This window comes from Bacillus seohaeanensis (genome assembly GCF_042684945.1).
In the GTDB taxonomy this organism is placed as follows: Bacteria; Bacillota; Bacilli; order Bacillales; family Bacillaceae_B; genus Rossellomorea; species Rossellomorea seohaeanensis.
On record NZ_JBHUMF010000001.1, the window covers coordinates 52,425 to 74,894 of the forward strand.

Genomic DNA, 22,470 nt, shown 5'->3' on the forward strand with positions numbered 1-22,470 from the left:
TTATGAGGCTATTATGTTACTATAGTTTTGATAGGAGGAGAACACTATGTCATGGGAAGTATTATTTTCATATGAAGTAATAAAGAATATTGCCATTTCACTAGGGATCTTATTGCTTTTTTTACTCTTTCGAAGAATTTTTGCAAAGTATGTATTTGCTCTTCTTTTAAAGTTCAGTAAAAAAACATCAAGTGAACTGTTATCAAGTATATTTTTAGCATTCGAAAAGCCGATTCAATGGTTATTTATCATTATCGGGGTTTATATATCTGTGCGGTATTTTCCGTATTTGGAACAAACGAACCCGTTATTTTTAAGAATAATAAGGTCGTCTGTTATTTTTATTATTGGTTGGGGATTATTTAATTTATCTTCTTCCTCTTCGTTACTTTTTTCAAAGATAAATGAAAAAACGAATATTGAAATTGATGAGATATTAATTCCATTTTTGTCTAAAGCATTGCGGGTAGTTATTGTAGCGATTAGTTTTAGTATTATTGCACAGGAATTTAATTATGATGTGAACGGATTTGTGGCAGGGCTAGGGTTAGGAGGGCTTGCATTTGCCCTTGCTGCAAAAGATGCCATTAGTAATTTGTTTGGAGGAATCGTCATTATTACCGAAAAACCTTTTTCGATTGACGACTGGATTTCTACTCCTAGTGTAGAAGGGACAGTAGAAGATATTACATTCCGGAGCACAAGGATAAGGACGTTTGCGCAAGCGCTCGTCACTGTCCCTAATGCAACATTAGCAAATGAATCGATAATAAACTGGAGTGAAATGGGGAAAAGACAAATCACCTTCAATTTACGCGTCACCCATGATACTTCCAAAGAAAAATTAAAAGAAGTTGTACGACAAATAGAGGATTTACTGAAAAATCATTCGGAAATCCATCAAGAAACAATCTTTGTAACATTTGATCAATATCAGGAGAATGGTTTGGATATTTTCCTATACTTCTTTACAAAAACAACCGTTTGGGGAGAGTTTTTAGAGGTGAAAGAAGAGATTAATTTTAGCATTATGGAGATATTGGAAAACGAAGGAGTGTCGATTGCGTTGCCTAGTAGGAGATTGTATGTGGAGTCAGATGCAGATAATAACGGCAATGGAGGTTCTTTTTTAAGACAAGAATCGTGAAAGACTTTATTTGAAGTTAACTTTTAGGGGCTGCTTACTGTAGCTTCTTTTCTATTTGAATCAAAGTTGGTTACTCAAAGACTAAACTTTTTGGAGGTTATTCCAGTAAAAGAACGAGGATGTTACTAACACAATTTCTAAGGAGTTAAAAACATGAATAAGAATGTATTTTCTGAATTAAAAATAAAAAGATTGAAGTCAAGGGACCTCTCCTTGGATAACTCGGATTTTACATTCAACATTATGCTTTGTATTGATACCAGAGAATATTATCCGGTCTAAAATATTTAAAATAGATATTTTAGATCGGATTGAAATCCAACTTTTCCAGCGATACCCCATTATATACCACTTTAGGGTATGTATAATCTTAATATTGCTAAGTTAACACTTTAAACAATAAATATCTGAATATTATTACTAAAAAGTCTATTCGGGTATATATTCCTTTTTTGGAAACTGGGACTTTATATCAAATACCATCCAACCTATACTATGTATGGAAGATAAATGAATATAAGGAAAGGATTTGAATACTTTTATGAAGAAATATTTACTAAACTCCTTAATTGTTAGTGTGATTTCTTTAGGGGTTTTTATGAACGTATCAGAGGCATCGGTAGCTCAAAAAATTGCTAGCAAAACTAGTGCAAATGAAGTTCATTTGGACTGAGGAGATGCAGGAGATGTAACTTACAAGTTATATAGAGATGGAGATATTATTTACTCAGGAAAACAATCAAAGTTCCAAGATACTAATTTAGAGCCGGAATATTTATATACATATAAATTAGCCACATATAAACAAAATAAATTAGTAGACATTATAAAGTATGATGTAAAAACAAAAAATACTGATTCTAATTCATTAAGGCTTATGTCTAAAGAAAATAGTATTGAAAATGAATACGAAAAAGAAACCCCTCTTACTTCAACAGTCTCTAAAGATTCTGTTATATTAGACTGGGAACCTATGGTAGATGGTGATGGAGTATATCAAATCTATCGTGATAATAAAAAAGTAGGTGAAACTCAAGAAACTCAATTTATAGATAATACTATTCAAATGGCAAAGGATTATAGCTATAAAATTGTTGCTACAAAAAGAGCATCTGAATCAGAAATTAAAGAAATAAATCAAAGTCTCTTAAAAGCTAATGTTGATTTAGACGAAGTACCTGAGGAGGCTTATAATTATAATAAGAGTTTAACAAAAATTGTAGAAACTTTAAGTGAAGTTTCTGAGGATGAATTAAGCAAAAGTGGTCTTCTAGATCCAATTGGAGCAAGCAAAATTAAAGGTAATTCAACAGTAGCAAATGCCTTAGCATCAGATTATACAGGCTATATTCTTAGATACCAAACATTTATTCCTTATAAACACGTTAAAAACCCTAATGCCTTTGATGAATTTTTGAGTGGCTATGGGTATGATACATACCTCAATGGTAATAACCGTTCCTTTGGTTTTTTTGAAAATTCATTCAAAACAAGATCAGACGTTTATGCAGAATGGTCTGGCTCAAGTGCTTACAGTATTCAATACCCAGATGTCGGGGTGTCTATACTATATGATAATGATTATGATGAAATCACAAGAGGTACTGCTTCGACAGATGGTATTAAACATTATCCTGAACGAAATACCTCAACCTATATTGAATGGCATGAAATAGCAAGTGTAGGTGTTCCATTTAGTGCAACCTATCCTAATATTGATTATCGATATGATGCTAGGATGTATAAAAACGGTAATATTACTGCATCGGGGAATCATGATAAAGCACCTAATCATGAAGTATACTTAGCTCGTGCTTATTCCTCACTTCCTGCGGTGACGCTGCATACTTATGAAATACCAAATCAAGATGCTTTTCAAAACTTAATACCCATATTTCCTAATGAGTACTGGCAAGTAAACTAAAATTATATAAAATAAAAAGAGGATGAAGGAATTAATCTTCAGCCTCTTTTTATTTTATTGTGTTAGGTGCAGGTTTTTTAATCTTGCAAAATAGAAGTTTATGTTCGATAACTTCGATTAGTAGTGAATAGGATATACTTAATTGAATAGAAAAACTATAAATAAGGAGAAGCATTCCAATTATGAAAATCCGTATGATCATTTTAACTTCTTTATTAGTTGCGTTAATTTTTTCTATTGCTTTAGCTTTTCTTGAATATACCCCTATATCTGAAAGACAGGATGAAATAGCCTACTTTTCCTTTGGTAGTTTGATAATTATCTATTTGAACTACACACTACCTATTTTCCTTTTATTAGGTTTAATTATTAAATTAGTAGTTAAAATTATAAAAAAGTAATAGTAACTACTTAGGCACCCATAAGAAGGCAAGCTGAGGTAACCTTGTGAGCGGAATATATGGTCGCTCAATTAAAATTACATCCACGTATTTTTATTAAATCAACTAGTCTTTGGGCGACAAATCCTTTTTAACCAACCAATGGTATAGAAACAAAAAGTAGACTAGCAATAGTCTATTTTTTGTTTTATTGATAAAATTTTTGTAAAGGTTGTTAAAGGAAACAGATTGGAGGATTCCACATGATTACATTAGCAATTGCCGACCGAGATCACGATGAATGTGTCGGTATTAAATGGTTATCCCAGAAGTACTCAATTTCATTTTCGGATGTTTATTTTGCTAGTTCTGTAGATTCGCTTTTGACGACGATAGAGACGAAGATTCCTTCTATTCTTTGTTTAGAAATAGATATGCTACCAAAAGAGCAGCTAAGTACAATAAAAAAGCTAATTCTTCGTTATGATATTAAAACGATTGTTATGACGGCGGAGGCGACGTTTGAAAGAGCTCTGCAAGCATTAGAGTTACGAGCGCTTGATTTCTGGGTGAAACCACTTTCTCCGGATAAAATCATGTCTAGTTTGCGAGCGTTATATAGTGAAAGTTCTAAGAGGCAAAAGGGAGAGAAGACGGAGGAACGAAGTCATTTGACGCAACCACTCCTTCATTTTGAAGATATTTTACAAGAAGTCGAAGGAACTTCTTTTGTTCAACATATTACCTTAATACAACCAATGCATACAGAAGTGTTTTCTACGTTAATGCCTTTTTTAAAAGAATATGAGTTTTCCTCGAAAGTATCGGTTTGGCCGTTAAATAATGAAGTTGCTGTTATTTATGAGCGCCCAGAAGACAAGAACATACATCAATACGAGGAAGCAAACAGGCTATTAAGAGATTGGAATGAACTATATAAAGAACCTTTGTCAATTGTTGTGTATTCGTCGAATGATTCTTCTATTTCATTACATAAAAAATACATCGCTGCTCGAAATGCGATGGAAATGAAATTTTTCAAAGGCACCCGTAATATTATATTAGTAGAGAAAGAGATAAAATGGGAATCGATTGATCCATTCTTAACCTCATCAGAACAACGACAATGGATTACGATGTTAGAAAGCGGCGACAAATCAGGCATCAAGCATTGGATGTATGAGCAATTTCTTCACCTAAGAGAGCCACACCCTGAACCTGGATTACTTCGGATTAGACTCACAAGCATATTAGCGCAAGTTCGTCGCTATATGAAGAAGTTTTATTTAGATACAGAACCATTTGAAACGTCTTACCAAAAGATATTTCAAACAATTTTATATGAAACGGTTCTATATCGTATTGTGCAAGATTTAATGTTGTTCATCTTTGACACCATTGACAGTTCCGTTCTGCAACAGCAAAATGCTACCGTTGATGTCGTGGAACAAAGTATCCAATATATTCAAACGCATTATAAAAATCCAGACCTTAGTCTCGATGAAGTTGCTAACCATGTGGAACGAAATGCTTCTTATCTTAGCCATCTTTTAAAAACAAAACAAGGGCAAACGTTTAGTTCCCTCCTTAACCAACTGCGATTAATGGAAGCAGAGCGGCTTTTATTGCATAGCCGTTTAAGTATTCAAGAAATCTGTTTTGAGACTGGTTTTAAGAATGCAAATTACTTTAGTCGTATTTTCAAACAAAAAAATGGTGTTTCCCCTCGTGAGTATCGAGCAAAAAATAATACATAAAACCTAAAAATACTTTCATTTATACCTAAATGAATACCTTACTTAAAGAGTAAACCTAAAATATATTTCATCATTCAAATTTATATTATCTATTTTCCCAGCCTTCTTTTCGTTAAAATTTAATTAAGTAATCAGAAAATTCTAAAGAGGTGATGGGGTTTGACTGGAACGCATGAAAAAATAGAAATCAAACAATATCGTGGATCCAAATTGAACGCGAAAGGGTGGATTCAAGAGGCAGCTATTCGAATGATGAACAATAACCTACATCCAAATGTAGCGGAATATCCAGAAGAATTAGTTGTTTACGGAGGAATCGGAAAAGCAGCAAGAAATTGGGAATCTTATGAATCAATTATGAAAGCGCTTCATAATTTAGAAGACGATGAAACATTACTTGTTCAATCAGGGAAACCGGTAGTTGTTTTTAAAACACATACAGATGCTCCGAGAGTATTAATTGCAAATTCTAACTTAGTGCCAGCTTGGGCAAACTGGGATCATTTTCATGAATTAGACAAGAAAGGTCTTATGATGTATGGACAAATGACAGCCGGTAGCTGGATTTACATCGGAAGTCAAGGAATCGTACAAGGAACATATGAGACTTTCGCGGAATGTGGTCGCCAACATTTCAACGGTAGTTTAAAAGGAACGATTACACTAACCGCTGGACTTGGTGGAATGGGAGGAGCTCAGCCACTTGCGGTTACATTAAACGGCGGAGTTGCCATCTGTATTGATGTGGATCGTTCCCGAATCCAACGTCGACTTGATACGAAATATTTGGATACGATGACAGATAATCTTCAAGAAGCAATCATAATGGCATTAGAAGCAAAAAAAGAAGGAAAAGCGCTATCTATTGGTCTACTAGGAAATGCCCCAGAAGTATTAAACGAAATGCTTGAAAAGGGATTTGTGCCAGATATTTTAACGGACCAAACTTCTGCTCATGACCCGCTTAATGGGTATGTTCCTGTGGGGTACTCTTTGGAGGAAGCAACTAAACTTCGTGAAAGTGACGCGGACACTTACGTTCAAAAGTCAAAAAATAGTATTAAACAACATGTTCTAGCAATGCTCGAAATGCAAAAACAAGGTGCTGTTACGTTTGACTATGGAAACAACATTCGTCAAGTAGCAAAAGATGAAGGGGTAGAAAATGCTTTTAACTTCCCAGGATTTGTTCCAGCTTATATTAGACCACAGTTTTGCGAAGGAAAAGGACCTTTCCGTTGGGTAGCACTATCTGGAGATCCCGAGGATATTTATAAAACGGATGAAGTTATTTTGAGAGAATTTAGCGATAATGAGCACTTATGTAACTGGATTAAAATGGCTCGTGAAAAAATTGAATTCCAAGGACTTCCGGCTCGTATTTGTTGGTTAGGCTACGGTGAACGTGCGCGATTTGGAAAAATCATTAATGACATGGTAGCAAGTGGGGAATTAAAAGCACCTATCGTAATTGGACGCGACCATTTGGATTCTGGTTCCGTTGCATCTCCAAATCGTGAAACAGAAGCAATGAAAGATGGCAGTGATGCAGTTGCTGACTGGCCAATCCTAAATGCGTTAATTAACAGTATTGGCGGGGCAAGTTGGGTATCACTTCACCATGGTGGTGGCGTTGGAATGGGATACTCGCTTCATGCTGGAATGGTTATTGTTGCGGATGGAACAAAGGAAGCAGAAAAGAGATTAGAGCGAGTATTAACAACAGATCCAGGAATGGGTGTTGTGAGACACGCAGACGCTGGCTATGATTTAGCGGTTAAAACAGCGAAAGAAAAAGGAATTCAAATGCCAATGTTAGATAACTAATCAACTATAGCCGCTATCCGCATCGAAATATGGATAGCGGTTATTAAAAATTTTTATGGAGGCGAACGGATGAATACTAAAGCCCTTTATATACGAAATGCTAGTCAACTGGTTACGCTTAAAGGAACTTCAGATGCTCCGGTAACAGGAAAAGCGATGAATGAACTACACATTATTGAAAATGGCTCTCTTTGGATTGAAGAGGGAGTTATCGTCACGGTTGGAACGGATGAAGAGGTGAGAAAGAAACATCAAAGTCAGTTAGAAAGTGTAGAAGTAATTGATGCGACGAACCGCTTAGTGACACCTGGATTAATTGACCCGCATACACATCTAGTTCATGCAGGAACGAGAGAGGGCGAGTTTAATATGCGCCTCAACGGTTCTACTTATATGGAAATTATGAATGCTGGCGGTGGTATCCATGCTACAACAAGAGCAACAAAGGAAGCAACAGAAGCAGAACTCTATGACCAAAGCTATGAGCGACTAAATCGTTTTGCTTTAAATGGGGTAACGACAGTAGAAGCAAAAAGTGGCTATGGGCTTAATTGGGAAACGGAATGTAAACAATTGAAAGTTGCTAAGAAGCTCCATGAAGATCACACATTAGACGTCGTAAGCACTTTTATGGGAGCACATGCTGTTCCGGCGGAGTACAAGCAAAATCCTGATCAATTTGTTGAGTTAGTTATTAAGGAAATGATACCAAAAGTAGCGGAATTAGGTTTAGCGGAATTTAATGATGTTTTTTGTGAAAAGGGAGTCTTTGATCCGGAACAATCGAAGCGCATCTTGGAGGCTGGCAAGAAACATGGCTTAACTCCAAAAATCCATGCTGACGAAATTGAGCCGTATGAAGGTGCAGAGTTGGCTGCAGAAATTGGAGCGATTTCGGCGGATCATTTATTGAAAGCATCTGATAAGGGAATCAAGATGATGGCGGATAAAGGAGTCATTGCCACGCTATTACCGGGAACAGCCTTTTTCCTAATGGCTGAATCGGCTAATGGCAGAAAAATGGTGGATGCAAACGTTCCGGTTGCACTGTCAACAGACTGCAATCCTGGGTCATCGCCAACGGTTTCCTCTCAACTTATTATGAATTTAGGGTGTTTAAAAATGGGCATGACACCAGCAGAAGTGTTGGTTGCGACTACAATTAATGCAGCACATGCCATTAATCGTGGAAAAACCATCGGAAGTCTCGAAGAAGGAAAACAAGCGGATATTGTTATTTTTGATGTGCCGAACTATATGAGACTTCAATATCAATACGGTGTCAACCACGTTGAACGAGTGTTGAAAAAAGGGGAAACCATTGTGTACGGAGGGAGATTAACTTGACCAACTATCCTTATCCGATGCTAGTGCCACCACCTTTTTCTTGGCAGAAGGAAAAGAAAGCAGAACTTAAGGTACATGAATGGATTCAGACAGTAGAGTGGACGGATACTTCGCCCAATTGGTCGGAATTTGATGTTGCCATACTAGGTGTGCCATTATCACGATCGTCCATTAGCGCTTCGTCCGCTAGCCTCACACCTGATGAGATGCGATTAGCATGGAAGTCATTCTCTACTTACAATTTAGAGGAGGATGTCGATTTATCAACGCTTCGTGCACTTGACCTAGGGAATGTACGCGAACATGTGACAGATATTAGCCAAACACATGCAAACATTAAAGAGGCAATGGTTGCTATGCAGACAAATCATCCAACTATTTTTCCAATAACGCTAGGAGGTGACCATTCCATCACGGCTATGCTCGTGAAGGGTTGGAAAGAAGCTCACCCAACAGAAAGAATCGGAGTGTTGCAGTTCGATACTCACTTCGACCTGCGGGATTTAACGGAAATAGGACCAGCAAACGGTACACCGATGCGCAATCTAATTGAAAGCGAAACAGTGAAAGGCGAAGATATTTACAATATTGGATTACATGGTTTCTTTAATGCGAAATCGTTAAAAGAATACGCCGATTCTGTTGGTCTACATTACGTAACACTTCGAAGTGCAAGAAAAGCAGGGATAGAAAAAACAGTGACTAGTGCTTTGAATGAACTAGCTGCAAAAGTTGATACGATTTATTTAACCGTAGATATGGATGTGCTCGATATCGGGGTAGCCCCAGGAGCACCAGCTTCCACGCCTGGCGGTATGTACACGCATGAGTTATTGGAGGCTGTTACGATAGCCGGAAAACATCCAAAAGTAAAAGCAATGGATATTGTTTGCTTGGACCCCGTAAAAGATGTTGGGCAGGCGACAGTTAAAACAGGCGTTCATGTGATGCTTTCGTTTTTGAGTGGGTTTGTTGCACGGTGAACAGTGGGGTGTCTTGGTGTTCGTTTCGAAAAGAGTTAGTATTTGTCGACTTATCGGTAAATCCTTATTTTCTCCAATAAAATAGGAGAATTCACGGATGAAATGGAATAATTGTAACAAAAAAGCTAGGGTCCAAAAGGGCCTTAGCATTTAATGAGGACTAGCTAGAATTTGCAACCTGATTTGACGGAATTTTCAATAAAAGGAGGGCGTTTCATGTCAGAAGTTAAAATGGAACACAACAAAATGGAACCGAAACCAGAAGCCCCTACATCATCCTTATTTAAATTTCTAATTTATAGTTTGATTGGTGTACTCGTCTTTTTCATTCCGCTAACCATTAATGGAAACTCAACGATTATTTTAGATCATATTGTCACTTGGATTAGCACTTCCTTCCCCACTGCTGTTCCTTATTATGCCTTATTAATCATTATAGCCGGGGCTGTTTACCCCTTTGTTAGTAGAAAGTGGAATACTAGTATAGTAGAGTTAGTATTTTCCATTTTTAAGGTATTGGGAGTCGTCGCAACGGTCATGATTGTATTTGAAGTAGGACCTTCATGGTTAATGCTACCTAACATGGGGCCGTTTCTATTGGAAAAACTAGTTATACCAGTTGGATTACTCGTTCCAATAGGAGCCGTATTCCTTGCTTTATTAGTTGGTTATGGACTTCTAGAGTTTTTAGGGGTATTAATGCAAAGAGTCATGCGACCCGTCTGGAAAACACCTGGTCGTTCGGCTGTTGACGCCGTTGCCTCCTTTGTCGGAAGTTATTCTATTGGCTTGTTAATAACGAATAGAGTATTCAAGGAAGGGAAATACACGGAAAAAGAAGCAGCCATTATCGCTACTGGGTTTTCTACTGTTTCCGTGACGTTTATGATTGTCATTGCTAAAACATTAGGATTAATGGATGTTTGGAATCTGTATTTTTGGCTTACCTTGGTCGTAACCTTCCTTGTCACCGCAATAACTGTTCGGATATGGCCACTCAACAAATTAAGCAATAATTATTATACAGAAGAAGGAGAACCAGAAGTAATTGTAAAGAAAAATATTGTGCAGAATGCGTGGAAAAGTGCGATGATCACTGCTGAAAATTCCCCGTCTCTTGGGAAAAATATTTTCATGAATTTTAAAGACGGCCTCATCATGACAATGAGTATTTTACCATCGATTATGTCTGTCGGTCTGTTAGGGCTAGTTTTAGCAGAATTTACCCCTTTCTTTGATGTGGTAGGGTATATTTTCTATCCATTTACGTGGGCATTGCAATTACCGGAACCATTACTTGCGGCAAAAGCTGCATCCGTTGAAATTGCAGAAATGTTCCTGCCAGCTCTTCTTGTGGTCGAGGCACCATTAGTTACGAAATTTGTGACAGCGGTTGTTTCTGTATCTGCTATTCTGTTTTTCTCGGCTAGTATCCCGTGCATTTTGTCAACAGATATTCCGATTAGCATCAAAAACCTTTTAATTATTTGGTTTGAAAGAACGGTTCTTACATTAATTATTGTGACACCACTTGCGTTTTTATTACTTTAAAAGGAAGAAGGGGCTTATGGCCTCTTTTTTGTGTTTTTATTTGTACTGGCTCGATTAGCCTAAGAGCTAAAGTACCAGATCTAACGTCTCCAACTCCACTAGAGTACAAAACTTTATTTCCATTGTTCATCCGTAGTACTATAATTAATAATGAGGTGAACAAATGGCACGCGAGCGTAAGTTTTCTACAAAAGAATTATTTAAAATGACAAAAAACTTGCTTCTTGATAATGGATATGAGGCATTTACGTTTAGTCTACTAGCTGATCGTTTACATGTCGCAAGAGGTACGTTATATAAATATTACGAGAATAAAGATGAGTTAATTACAGAGTATATGGTCTATGAAATGCAAGAATTTTTATTAGAGTTACAACAAATCAGTACCTATACAAGCTTCAAATCTCAATTTGACTTCTTATTAACCATTATTCTAAATCATAGTGAAGTTCCGCCAATTCGAAGGATGATTTATCAAATTCCGAAAAACGCAAATGAAAAGGTAAGAGAAAATATAGATCAGTTAGAAAAACTTCATCTTGATATGTATAAATATCTACAAGATTTTATAAATTTAGGGAGAGAAGAACAGGTTTTAAAACAAGCGATTCCAGACGGGTTGATTTTAGGTTTTATTTTTCAAACGATTGAAATTCCCAATCATTTTGGTATCACACATACAGAGTGGGTATCTTCCATAAAGGAAATAATTAGTCATGGAATGTTCACAAGCGAGTAATTGACACTTACGTCACTTTGAAAGATAATCAATAGTGACGGAGGTGTCACTTTATTTTTTGCTTAAAGTGACACTTGTGTCATGAATTATCATATTCATGTACGATAAATGGACTTTCTACCAATGAGAGAGGGAGAACGGGATGAAAAATTTATTAAATACTATTACCGATTTCGTCGCAACGAAAAGGGGAATGTGGATAACGTTTGGAGCTTGGTTAATTGTGACGATTCTTTTGGCAGTTTTAGCCCCAAGTGCGAAGGATTATGAGGTTTCAAGTATTGATTCTATTCCTGACGATGCAAAATCGGTTATTGCACAAAATAAGGTTGATCATTATTTTCAAGATAATGATGGGATTCCTGCACTGTTAGTTTTTCAATCCGATGAAGGAGAAGTGGAGCTAACTAACCTGACGGAATTCTTAGAAAAGGTTGAAACAGAAAAAATTGAAGGAATCAAAGAAGTTATTCCATTGGCCGCTTTACCTCCACAAGCTATCGATGGTTTCTTTTCGGAAGACAAGACTACTGCTGTTATCCCTTTGACTTTTGATTCTTCTTTGGAATCAAAAGAAATCAAAGAGTCACAAGAAAAGGTCATGGAAGTAGCGGATAAGTCGACGGATTTAACGTTAAATATAACAGGTCCTGCAGGTATTGCGACAGATACTTTGGATCTCTTTTCTAGAGCGGACATCGTTCTTATGCTATCAACGGTAGGAATTATTTTAGTTTTATTAATCGTTATTTATCGCTCGCCGTTATTAGCGTTAATTCCATTATTAGCTGCAGGCTTTGTGTACGAAGTAGTGAATCAAGCACTTGGATTAATGGGTCAGGCTGGATTGCTTTTGAATAAACAGACGTTATCCATTATGAGTATTCTACTATTCGCTGCTGTTATTGATTATTCCTTGTTTGTCTTTTCGCGGTTCCGTGAAGAGTTAAAGAATCATGAGAATAAGTTTGATGCTATGAAAGCGGCGATGAGGGAAACAGGAATACCTGTCTTCTATTCGGGAGGAACCGTTTTAGCAGCGATGCTTATTTTATTCTTTGCCGAATTTGGTGATTACAAAAACTTTGCTCCTATTTTTAGTACGACAATGGTTGTGATTATGCTAGCATCTGTAACGCTTGTACCGGCATTATTCACACTCTTCGGTAGAAAATCTTTTTGGCCTAAAGTTCCAAGAGTAGGGGATAAAAGGATAGCAACAAGTTCCTTCTGGGGAAAAGTAGGTCGTTTTGTTGTGAAAAAGCCAGCAATATCTGCTAGTGTAGTTGGTTTCATTCTACTCCTATCAGCAAGTAATATGTTTAATATGAACTATCAGTTTGATACGATTAAGTCCTTTCCGGAAGATATGCCTTCTAGACAAGGATATGAAATATTAGAAGAAAAGTTTGAAAAAGGTGATTTAGCACCAACAACTGTCTTGTTTGAAGCAGAAAAGGCTATCACGGTAGAAGAGCAAGAAGCATTGAGAAGCGAACTTGCGTCTCAACCACTTGTAAGTAATGTTCGGCTAAATAACAGCACGGAAGATGGAAAAGTTCTGACATTTAGTCTAACGTTTAAGGAAAGTCCATATTCTACCGAAACGATGGATGCTTTGGAGAACATGAGAGATGATGCTACTCAACTGTTAGCTGCTAGTAATCTTGAAGGTGACTTGTATTTCGCTGGTGAAACAGCTACACAAGTGGATGACCGGTCCATCAACAACCGAGACCTCATTGTTATTGTATTGCTAGAGACGATCTTAATTTTAGTTATGTTAATTTTCCTAACGAAGTCAATCAAAATGCCAATTTATATGATGGGGACAATATTATTGTCATTCTTAGCGGCAGTTGGCTTAGGGATGTTTTTGAGTAATTTATTCTTTGATATTGATTCGATTAGTAATCGAGTACCACTTTATTCCTTTGTGTTTTTAGTAGCACTTGGAATTGATTATAATATTATTTTAATATCACGATTTATGGAAGAACGAAGAAAGCATCCAGTTCGGAAGGCAGTGGAAATGGCCGTGTCGAATACAGGTGGTGTAATATCTTCAGCAGGAATTTTACTTGCTGCAACCTTTGCTGTTCTAATGACGCAGCCAATCCAAATATTATTTGTTTTCGGCTTCATTGTTGCAGTTGGGATTTTGTTAGATACGTTCTTAATTCGAGGTGTTTTATTGCCAAGTTTGCTTGTGTTATTTGAGAAGGATAAAAACAGGGAAAAAGGTATAGAAGGATAAAATGATGGAATGATAGACCTCCGTACAGGGGGTCTTTTTTAATGGGCGCATTTCTATTTTTTCAGTATCAATAATTTTGGTCTGTTTTGTAAAAAATAAGTTGGCACCGAATGATTAATTTAAATTTATAGGTAGGAGTTGCTTTGTAGAGGAGGGGAAGTGGAAATGGACTTAACTACTGGTACATGGTTTTGGTTATTGGTCCCAATGCCTTTGTTAATCGTTTTATCCCTTATCACGTATGTAGTTGAAAAAAGGAGCGAATAGTATATGGATATTAATATACCTACATTGATTTCGATCATAATATATTTAGTAGGAATGCTAATTGTTGGTTACCTGGCTGCAAAGCTAACAAGTAATTTATCAGATTATGTACTCGGAGGCAGACGCCTTGGAGCAGGTGTAGCAGCGTTAAGTGCTGGTTCTTCTGATATGAGTGGTTGGCTCATGTTAGGGTTACCTGGTGCTGTTTATGCTAGTGGAATGGGCTCAATTTGGCTTGCGATAGGGTTATCAACAGGTGCTTATTTGAACTGGCAGTTTGTTGCGAAACCTTTCCGAGTATATACGGAAGTAGCAAATGACTCCATTACTGTTCCAGATTACTTCGAACACCGTTTTGCAGATAATTCAAAAGTTCTTCGTGTTATCTCTGCTGTAGTAATCTTAGTATTTTTTACTTTCTATACATCCTCTAGTTTGGTGGGAGGAGCAATTCTGCTTGAAGAGTCATTCAACATGGATTATAGACTTGCCCTTTGGGTAGGTGCTGCTGTTATTATTTCGTATACATTTTTCGGTGGCTTTCTTGCCGCAAGTTGGACGGACTTCATACAAGGGATCTTAATGTTCTTAGCGTTGATTATTATTCCAATGGTAGCTATTAATGAATTAGGTGGTTGGAGCGAAACGGTAGCTACGGTAGGAAACATGGATACCTCTTATTTAAATGTATACTCCGGAGCTACTTTTATTAGTGTCGTTTCCTTATTGGCATGGGGGCTTGGCTATTTCGGTCAACCTCATATTGTTGTTCGATTTATGGGAATTAAATCGACAAAAGAAGTTCCGAAAGCCCGCTTAATCGGAATGACCTGGATGGTTGTGTCCTTGTTTGGAGCGATTATTGTTGGTTTTTCCGGTATTGCTTATTTTGCAGATGCTCCATTAGATAACTCAGAGACTGTGTTTATTATGTTTTCACAAGTACTATTCAACCCTTGGGTTGCGGGATTTCTTCTTGCCGCAATTTTATCAGCTATCATGAGTACGGTCGATTCACAGCTACTCGTTTCTTCTAGTGCGCTTACACAAGATTTTTACAAATCAATCTTTAGAAAAAATGCCAGCCAAAAAGAAGAGATGCTGATTGGGCGGTTTGCTGTCCTGGCAATTGCCGTAATAGCGATATTCCTTGGTTACGATCGTGACAGTAAAGTATTAGAACTAGTGAGTTATGCATGGGCTGGCTTTGGTGCTGCTTTTGGTCCGTTAATTCTTTTAAGTTTATTCTGGAAGCGAATGACAAGAAATGGCGCTTTAGCAGGAATGATTGTTGGTGCTGTTACAGTAGTCGTTTGGTCCAATTTAACTGGCGGTATCTTTGAGATGTATGAACTCCTCCCTGGATTTATCCTTTCTGTTATTTCTATAGTAGTAGTTAGTCTTGTAGGGAAGGAACCTAGTGCTGAAGTTCAAAAACAGTTTGATGAAGTGAAGGAACGTTTAAGGAAGGGGTAGAATTTGATTACTGAGAGTTGACCTGGATACTCTTTCACGAGACAACGGGGGCTGCCCCTAACCTTTTGTAAAGGCTGTTTTCGTAAAGTTTGTTGCTTTTTAACGGAAAACTAAGTTTAACCCACTGAGTTGATTGGAGCGGAGGGCACTTGACTCCTGCGGGAAGAGAGGGAAGTGGGAGACCCCACAGGCGAAGCTGAGGAGGCTCCCATTCCTCCCCGCGGAAAGCAAGTGCCCGTAGCGGAAATCAACGGGCTGAATTTATAAGTAAAAACAACAATCTATGAGAAAAGAGCCTTTGTAAAAAGAGGTGATCTACACAATCTTCAAACAAAGTAGTTACGCCCGCAGGGACTGACACCGAAGGCAACCTGCAGGTAACTTGTTAATAAAAGATTGGATAGACCTTTCCGGTGTTTTATCTTGATATCTGCAAATTACTGTGCGGTGTCAGTCCCCGGCGGACGAAGAAAGTTGGTAAGCAGAGAGAGAGCAATTCATCGGCTCTTTGAATAGATAAGGGGACAGACCCCGTCTGCATTTGAATAGGGGATATACTAGAAAAAAAGGAGGACGATTATGAATAAGAATTTGAGCAATATGGCACATAAAGCGAAAACAACGCTAAATCAGGCGAGTTCTTTTGTGAAAGAAAAGGTGTTTTCGATGACAGGGACATCTTGGTCTACTGTGAAGGATTTGGCTGAGTATATTCAACAGCACCCTGATACAATAACAAGCAATAAAAGTTATTTAAATCTCAACTTTTCTTTTTATCAATTGAATGTTGAGGACGTTCATTTTTATTTAGAAATGAGAGGCTCTCATATTTTACAATTAAATGTTCTCACAAAAGACCACAGTGTAGTTTCTTATCGTTCTTATCGTGATCACTATACATTAGATACGCCAATAAAAGTTCCGCAATTATCTAGTGAATAAAAATCCTGTGTTTAATGTAGGGAGTACAAACTACTGTACGGTGTCAGTCTCCGGCATACAGAGAAAGCCGATAACAGAAGTGAGTAAGTCATCGGCTTTATAAATAAGGGGACAGACCCGTCTGCATAGTATTGGATTTACATAATACCTGGAAATCCTTAAAAAATCAGCTGCTGATAAAGTAGCTGATTTTTTTGAAACTTTGTGGGATAATTTACGACTGATACTATGTAAGATAAATCAAAACATCAAGATAGATGATAAATGAAATAGAATACTAGTAAAAGTGGGAAATGCTTATTTGGAGGAATCATAATGTTGAAGAAGTTTGGATATTTATTTATCGTTCTTTTGGTCGCTGTGGCCGTAATTTATTTTTTTGGAAAAGGAGATGAAGGAAAGCGTCAAGAGGAAGAACCTGCTCAGAATAAAGGTGTAAGCCCAGAGACATTGGTAGATACTGTTTTTTCAGAATCTAAAAAAGGAAAGATACCGTACGCACCATTTATTGCGGGACAGACAGAAGTAGAAGAAGTGACGAAAAAGTGGGGGGAAGCGGAAAAAACAATGCAGGAAGAAAATGGTTCTTATGCAGAGTATCCAGATCATAAGGTGACGGTCGGTTATCATGACCAGCTTATTTTCGATGTCAGGTCGTTTGATTCGGAATTACAAAGCATACACATGGAAGATGTTAAGAAGGAGAAAGGCGAACCAGATGAAGTTCGCTATTACAAAGATGAGGCGACTAACCAAATTATCCTTGTTTATGCTGTGAATGACATGTATGAATTGAAATGGGTTTTACCTAAACCAACAGATAGCGAGCCTAACCCGAAAGTTCATCATGTTTCTGTTTTTACAAAGCCAAACAATCAAGAAGAAGATACTGAAATTCTATCGGAAATGAGTTTGAAGGAAAAAATTGGCCAAATGATTTTGGCTGGAATTTCTGAAACTAGTCTCACGTCAAATACAAAAGACTTGGTGAATAATTACCATGTTGGCGGTATTATTTTTTACGCAAATAATTTGGAAAACCCTCAACAAACTGTGCAATTGCTAAATGAAATGAAAGCTGAGAATGCTCCTAACCGTTTGCCCCTTCTGTTAAGTGTGGACCAGGAAGGTGGGAAGGTTTCTAGATTGCCGGGAGATTTAATTGATACGCCGACAAATGCAAAAATAGGAGCCATCAATAATGCCCAATTTTCATATGAAATCGGGACCTTGTTGGGCAAGGAGTTAAATGCGTTTGGTTTCAATCTTGATTTTGCGCCAGTACTTGATGTGAACAGCAACCCGAATAATCCAATTATTGGAGACCGCTCATTTGGAAATAACGCTGACATTGTAAGTGAGTTAGGAATTAAAACGATGGAAGGAATTCAATCGCAAAATATTGTTTCGGTAATAAAACATTTTCCAGGTCACGGTGATACCTCCGTTGATTCGCATTTGGATCTACCGAGGGTTAATAAAAGCCTGGAAGAGCTAAAAGATCTGGAATTAATACCATTTACACGCGCCATTAATAATGGGGCTGATGTTGTTATGGTTGCTCATATTTTATTACCACAACTCGACGCTACGTCTCCGTCCTCTATGTCAAAAAATATTATTACTGGAATTTTAAGAGAGCAACTCGGTTTTAATGGGGTGGTAATGACGGATGACATGACAATGAAGGCGATAACAAATAACTATGAAATCGGGAAAGCAGCGGTGGAATCGGTGAAGGCGGGCAGTGATATTATTATGGTGGCACATGATTATAACAAAGTAGTGTCTGCGATAGATGCATTGCAAGCAGCGGTGGAAACCGGAGAAATATCAGAAGAAAGAATTAATGAGAGTGTTAGTAGAATTATTCAATTAAAACAGAAATACAATCTTAATCGTGAAAAAGCCCAAGATGTTAATATGGAAGAGTTAAATCAGTATGGTGAAAACATTTTGAATAAATACATGGAGTAATTACGTTTCATTTTAACCTAGTAATTGCAAATACACTGCGGTGTCAGTCCCCTATCTACAAAGAAATCCGGTAAGCGGAGGGAGCAATTCATTGGCTCTATTAATAGATAAGGGGACGGACACCGTTCTGCATTTGAATAGACAGTCTACATACTCTTCCAAGAGGCAACGGGGTCTGTCCCCATGTCTATTCCTAAAAGGGATGATTTACATCCCCTTCAAACAAAGTGTCTACATTAGCTGGGAACTGACCACGCAAGGTAATCGGCTAATGCTCTAATAGAGAAAGGAGACAGCCCCTGTCTGCATTTTATTAGCAAAATGATGGATATCTGCACCTATACTTGAATATAGTCATAAGAGAAATAATTTGGTGAGGTGTTCAAAACATGAAAAGTCATCAAGAGTCCTTTACGAAAACAAAGACGTATAAGCCTTATCACAGCCCTTTTGACCCCTGTCCTCCAATTGGTAAAAAATATTATAGTACCCCACCTAATTTATATCTAGGATTCCAGCCACCAAATCTTCAACAATATTCTCCTGTAGAGGCATTAAAGCGAGGAACGCTATGGCCTGTTTTTTATGATTTTTATGAGAACCCCTATGAAAAAGGAGGGAAATAAGGGATATGGCCAAAACATTGCCGAAAGAGTATTATCAGCTGTTAGAAGAAATTCAGGCCGTTGACTTTGTATTAGTCGAGTTAAATTTGTACCTCGATACCCATCCTACTGATGCGGGGGCGATTCAACAATATAATCAATACGCTCAGTTTAGCAAGCAACTTAAGCAAAAGTTTGAGATGTCCTTTGGTCCGATAAGCTTTGGTGGGATAAACCCTTCTCACGAATACTGGACGTGGAAAAGCGGCCCGTGGCCATGGCAAGTTTAAAGAAAAGGGGAGAGACATGAATGTGGAACTACGAGAAAAAACTTCAGTATCCCGTAAAGGTTAGTACATGTAACCCTACTCTAGCTAAGTTTTTGATTGAACAATATGGAGGGGCAGATGGGGAATTAGCAGCTGCCCTTCGTTATTTAAATCAGCGATATACGATTCCAGACAAGGTAATTGGACTGTTAACAGATATAGGTACGGAAGAATTTGCTCATCTAGAAATGATTGCAACAATGGTCTATAAGCTAACAAAGGATGCCAAACCGGAGCAATTAAAAGCAGCTGGTCTAGCGCCACATTACGTTGACCATGACAGTGCGTTATTTTATCATAATGCAGCAGGGGTACCTTTTACTGCTACATATATTCAGGCAAAAGGTGACCCTATTGCAGATCTATACGAGGATATTGCCGCAGAAGAGAAGGCAAGAGCGACCTATCAATGGATTATTGACATGTCGGATGACCCGGATTTGAATGACGGCCTTCGCTTTTTAAGAGAGAGGGAAATCATTCACTCACAGAGGTTTAGAGAAGCTGTTGATATTTTAAAAGAAGAACGCGACCGAAAGAAGGTATTTTAATTAAATAAGGAGTGACGAAACACACCATCTTACATTTGGGATGGTGTGTTTTGTGTCGAACACTCCTAATATTTACACTAATTTTACATTTCTCTAAATCTAGCTTAATAGTTCCCTCCTAAACTTGTATTGTATACGAAGCAATCAATAATAGTTTAGGAGGCGAAGGTAAATGAAAAAGTTTAGTAAAAAACTACTTCCTGTTGCTGTTCTTTCAATGGTTGCATTTGGAAGTTTAACGTCTGGAAGTATGTCAACAGCTGAAGCAAAAATGAGTAAAAAAGGACCTGAAGTTAAAAATGTTATTTTCTTAATCGGTGATGGAATGGGTGTATCTTACACTTCTGCCTATCGTTATTTAAAGGATGATCCATCTACTAAGGGCGCAGAACGAACTGCATTTGATCCTTATGCAGTAGGTACGCAAATGACGTATCCGGAAGATCCAGACCAAAGTGTGACAGATTCTGCATCCGCTGCAACGGCGATGGCTGCGGGCATTAAAACGTATAATAATGCTATTTCTGTTGATAATGATGGTTCTGAAGTGAAAACAATTTTAGAAGCAGCAAAAGAAAAGGGAAAATCGACAGGAATAGTCGCTACTTCTGAAATTACGCATGCGACCCCTGCTGCTTATGGTGCTCATGATGAATACCGCAAAAACATGGACGCCATTGCAGAAGATTATTTTGATGAAACAATTAAGGGCAATCATAAAATTGATGTGATGCTCGGTGGCGGCATGACGAACTTTGTGCGTGAAGACCGTAACATAGCAAATGAATTTACCAAAGACGGTTACAGCTATGTGAAGGATAAAAAACAGCTTGAAAAAAATAATAATGAGCAGGTTATTGGCTTATTTGCAGACGGTGGACTACCTAAAATGATTGACCGTCCAGACTCGACACCTTCTTTAGAAGATATGACAAAACAGGCAATTGATCGTTTGAAATCTGATAAAGACGGCTTTTTCCTTATGGTAGAAGGAAGCCAGATTGACTGGGCGGGTCATGATAATGACATTGTTGCAGCAATGAGTGAAATGAAAGATTTTGAAAAAGCTTTCCAAGCAGCAATTGACTATGCGAAAAAGGACAAGCATACCCTTGTTGTTGCAACAGCTGACCATTCTACGGGTGGTTTTTCGGTAGCAGCAAACGGAGACTACAATTGGAATCCTGAACCAATTAAAGCGGCAGAGCGGACTCCGGATTTTATGGCTGCTGAAATTGCTAATGGAAAAGCGGTAGAGGCGACACTGAAAAAGTATATCAATCAAGATAAGCTTGCTCTTACACCGAAAGAAATTCAATCTGTAAAGGATGCAGTAGCGCACGGACAAACAGCTATTGATAATGCAATTGAAACGATTTTTGATGTAAGAAGTAATACTGGCTGGACAACAGGCGGCCACACAGGTGAAGACGTTCCTGTTTATGCTTATGGACCTGGTCGTGAAAATTTTATCGGCACTATTGATAACACGGATAATGCCAAAATTCTTTATGATTTACTGAAATATAAAATTAGAATAGAAGATAAATAGAACCTACTAAGACAAAATTGGTGCTGACCCAGTGTGGTGTGACAGTCATAAACTAGGAAAAAGCTGACAGACAAAACTCATGGGTCAGTCCAACCTTACATAAAGGGGAGAAACTTGATGAAGAAAACATATTTATTTTTATTCCTGCCGGCGGTAATCATTTGTTTTCTCTCGGCATGCTCAGCTGCTGCCGGAAGTAATGAAAATAAGGAAAAGAAAGAAGCCCCGCTTGTTGAAGGTGAGTCTGTGGAAGCGACAGGAGAGGCAACGAAAGCTGTTAGCTATCGATCTAATCCACAAGTAACCGATGACAAGATGCTTACCAAAAAGGGGCAAAAGCATCGTGATGCAAAAGGAGAAGCGACGTTAAAGCAGATAAATGAAATTAATAAGACCTATATGATTGGACCTGTTAAGCTTACGGTAAAAGAAGCAAAGATTATTCATTTAACACCTGATTATAGTATGATCGACTACTTTCATGTCTTAACACATAAAAAAGAATTTAATTTTGTGAAAGTGTGGGTAGAAATAGAAAATACATCGGAACAGCCAGTCCATTTTGCTCCAATTGCACTTTTCGAAACGAGTACGGGAGAGAAGTTTGATTGGCAAAAGGATATTTATTTAGAGGGACTTAATGGAAAATTGGAAGCTCGTGCTGTGAAAAAGGGGAATCTTGGATTTATCTTAAATGCGGGCTCGCACGATGAAGAACATTCAGAAGAAAATCACACAGAGGAGCTACCCGACTGGGTAAAACTGATAACGAGCGATGTTTTTGATAAAGAAGAGAAAATGATAGAGAAATCAAAAGAGATAAGAATAAAATTATAGAATAATTGTATATAAGAGTGAT

18 protein-coding genes and 1 pseudogene are annotated in these 22,470 nt (G+C 37.7%); all 19 read left to right on the top strand.

Annotation, left to right across the window (positions count from 1 at the left end; all coding sequences use genetic code 11):
- The first annotated feature begins 46 nt into the window (after positions 1–46).
- The 19 genes and pseudogenes from ACFSUL_RS00310 (at position 47) to ACFSUL_RS00400 (ending at position 22,448) form a co-directional block, all read left to right on the top strand.
- Entirely contained in the window at positions 47–1,147 is a 1,101-nt protein-coding gene (locus ACFSUL_RS00310) for a mechanosensitive ion channel family protein (RefSeq protein WP_377931611.1), read from the top strand.
- Positions 1,148–2,024: 877 nt separating this feature from the next.
- Positions 2,025–3,071, top strand: a complete 1,047-nt coding sequence (locus ACFSUL_RS00315) for a DUF3238 domain-containing protein (RefSeq protein WP_377931613.1) — start codon at positions 2,025–2,027, stop codon at positions 3,069–3,071.
- A gap of 182 nt (positions 3,072–3,253) precedes the next feature.
- Complete coding sequence (locus ACFSUL_RS00320) at positions 3,254–3,472, top strand: hypothetical protein (RefSeq protein WP_071413566.1); 219 nt, start codon at positions 3,254–3,256, stop codon at positions 3,470–3,472.
- Positions 3,473–3,522: 50 nt separating this feature from the next.
- Positions 3,523–3,606, top strand: a pseudogene (locus ACFSUL_RS00325) (short chain dehydrogenase); the annotation flags it as partial.
- Positions 3,607–3,714: 108 nt separating this feature from the next.
- The gene (locus tag ACFSUL_RS00330; RefSeq protein ID WP_377931616.1) at positions 3,715–5,208 is read left to right on the top strand and encodes a helix-turn-helix domain-containing protein; all 1,494 of its coding nucleotides are present in this window, start codon (positions 3,715–3,717) and stop codon (positions 5,206–5,208) included.
- Between the two features lie 159 nt (positions 5,209–5,367).
- Complete coding sequence (gene hutU, locus ACFSUL_RS00335; RefSeq protein WP_377931618.1) at positions 5,368–7,035, top strand: urocanate hydratase; 1,668 nt, start codon at positions 5,368–5,370, stop codon at positions 7,033–7,035.
- A gap of 69 nt (positions 7,036–7,104) precedes the next feature.
- Positions 7,105–8,382 carry an imidazolonepropionase gene (hutI, locus tag ACFSUL_RS00340; protein ID WP_377931620.1) on the top strand — a complete coding sequence of 426 codons (1,278 nt, stop codon included), beginning with the start codon at positions 7,105–7,107 and terminating at the stop codon, positions 8,380–8,382.
- A 17-nt stretch (positions 8,383–8,399) separates the two neighbouring features.
- Positions 8,400–9,365, top strand: a complete 966-nt coding sequence (locus tag ACFSUL_RS00345) for an agmatinase family protein (RefSeq protein ID WP_377931724.1) — start codon at positions 8,400–8,402, stop codon at positions 9,363–9,365.
- A gap of 216 nt (positions 9,366–9,581) precedes the next feature.
- Positions 9,582–10,916, top strand: a complete 1,335-nt coding sequence (locus tag ACFSUL_RS00350) for a YjiH family protein (protein ID WP_377931622.1) — start codon at positions 9,582–9,584, stop codon at positions 10,914–10,916.
- Between the two features lie 163 nt (positions 10,917–11,079).
- Positions 11,080–11,655 carry a TetR/AcrR family transcriptional regulator gene (locus tag ACFSUL_RS00355; RefSeq protein ID WP_377931624.1) on the top strand — a complete coding sequence of 192 codons (576 nt, stop codon included), beginning with the start codon at positions 11,080–11,082 and terminating at the stop codon, positions 11,653–11,655.
- Positions 11,656–11,797: 142 nt separating this feature from the next.
- A complete protein-coding gene (locus ACFSUL_RS00360; RefSeq protein ID WP_377931626.1) occupies positions 11,798–13,912 on the top strand; it encodes an MMPL family transporter in 2,115 nt (704 codons plus the stop codon).
- A gap of 270 nt (positions 13,913–14,182) precedes the next feature.
- Positions 14,183–15,655: a sodium/proline symporter PutP gene (gene putP / locus ACFSUL_RS00365; protein WP_071413559.1), complete on the top strand. Its 1,473-nt coding sequence runs from the start codon at positions 14,183–14,185 to the stop codon at positions 15,653–15,655.
- Positions 15,656–16,234: 579 nt separating this feature from the next.
- Positions 16,235–16,597, top strand: coding sequence for a hypothetical protein (locus tag ACFSUL_RS00370; RefSeq protein WP_377931629.1), 363 nt, complete (start codon positions 16,235–16,237; stop codon positions 16,595–16,597).
- Positions 16,598–16,912: 315 nt separating this feature from the next.
- A complete protein-coding gene (nagZ, locus tag ACFSUL_RS00375) occupies positions 16,913–18,574 on the top strand; it encodes a beta-N-acetylhexosaminidase (protein ID WP_377931631.1) in 1,662 nt (553 codons plus the stop codon).
- Between the two features lie 389 nt (positions 18,575–18,963).
- Positions 18,964–19,200 (top strand): spore coat associated protein CotJA, encoded by a 237-nt coding sequence (locus tag ACFSUL_RS00380; protein WP_071413556.1) that lies wholly within the window; start codon positions 18,964–18,966, stop codon positions 19,198–19,200.
- A gap of 5 nt (positions 19,201–19,205) precedes the next feature.
- Positions 19,206–19,469, top strand: coding sequence for a spore coat protein CotJB (locus ACFSUL_RS00385; RefSeq protein ID WP_071413555.1), 264 nt, complete (start codon positions 19,206–19,208; stop codon positions 19,467–19,469).
- Positions 19,470–19,489: 20 nt separating this feature from the next.
- Complete coding sequence (gene cotJC, locus ACFSUL_RS00390) at positions 19,490–20,059, top strand: spore coat protein CotJC (RefSeq protein WP_377931634.1); 570 nt, start codon at positions 19,490–19,492, stop codon at positions 20,057–20,059.
- Positions 20,060–20,231: 172 nt separating this feature from the next.
- Positions 20,232–21,611: an alkaline phosphatase gene (locus tag ACFSUL_RS00395; RefSeq protein ID WP_377931636.1), complete on the top strand. Its 1,380-nt coding sequence runs from the start codon at positions 20,232–20,234 to the stop codon at positions 21,609–21,611.
- Between the two features lie 117 nt (positions 21,612–21,728).
- Positions 21,729–22,448 carry a hypothetical protein gene (locus ACFSUL_RS00400; RefSeq protein WP_377931638.1) on the top strand — a complete coding sequence of 240 codons (720 nt, stop codon included), beginning with the start codon at positions 21,729–21,731 and terminating at the stop codon, positions 22,446–22,448.
- The last annotated feature ends 22 nt before the right edge of the window (positions 22,449–22,470 follow it).

Coding starts and splice junctions, on each gene's coding strand:
- ACFSUL_RS00310 (WP_377931611.1), top strand. CDS start 47: ATGTCATGGGAAGTATTATTTTCATATGAAGTAATAAAGAATATTGCC.
- ACFSUL_RS00355 (WP_377931624.1), top strand. CDS start 11,080: ATGGCACGCGAGCGTAAGTTTTCTACAAAAGAATTATTTAAAATGACA.
- nagZ (WP_377931631.1), top strand. CDS start 16,913: ATGTTGAAGAAGTTTGGATATTTATTTATCGTTCTTTTGGTCGCTGTG.
- ACFSUL_RS00350 (WP_377931622.1), top strand. CDS start 9,582: ATGTCAGAAGTTAAAATGGAACACAACAAAATGGAACCGAAACCAGAA.
- cotJC (WP_377931634.1), top strand. CDS start 19,490: ATGTGGAACTACGAGAAAAAACTTCAGTATCCCGTAAAGGTTAGTACA.
- ACFSUL_RS00400 (WP_377931638.1), top strand. CDS start 21,729: ATGAAGAAAACATATTTATTTTTATTCCTGCCGGCGGTAATCATTTGT.
- ACFSUL_RS00370 (WP_377931629.1), top strand. CDS start 16,235: ATGAATAAGAATTTGAGCAATATGGCACATAAAGCGAAAACAACGCTA.
- putP (WP_071413559.1), top strand. CDS start 14,183: ATGGATATTAATATACCTACATTGATTTCGATCATAATATATTTAGTA.
- hutI (WP_377931620.1), top strand. CDS start 7,105: ATGAATACTAAAGCCCTTTATATACGAAATGCTAGTCAACTGGTTACG.
- ACFSUL_RS00315 (WP_377931613.1), top strand. CDS start 2,025: ATGTCTAAAGAAAATAGTATTGAAAATGAATACGAAAAAGAAACCCCT.
- ACFSUL_RS00320 (WP_071413566.1), top strand. CDS start 3,254: ATGAAAATCCGTATGATCATTTTAACTTCTTTATTAGTTGCGTTAATT.
- ACFSUL_RS00360 (WP_377931626.1), top strand. CDS start 11,798: ATGAAAAATTTATTAAATACTATTACCGATTTCGTCGCAACGAAAAGG.
- ACFSUL_RS00330 (WP_377931616.1), top strand. CDS start 3,715: ATGATTACATTAGCAATTGCCGACCGAGATCACGATGAATGTGTCGGT.
- ACFSUL_RS00380 (WP_071413556.1), top strand. CDS start 18,964: ATGAAAAGTCATCAAGAGTCCTTTACGAAAACAAAGACGTATAAGCCT.
- ACFSUL_RS00385 (WP_071413555.1), top strand. CDS start 19,206: ATGGCCAAAACATTGCCGAAAGAGTATTATCAGCTGTTAGAAGAAATT.
- ACFSUL_RS00395 (WP_377931636.1), top strand. CDS start 20,232: ATGAAAAAGTTTAGTAAAAAACTACTTCCTGTTGCTGTTCTTTCAATG.
- ACFSUL_RS00345 (WP_377931724.1), top strand. CDS start 8,400: ATGCTAGTGCCACCACCTTTTTCTTGGCAGAAGGAAAAGAAAGCAGAA.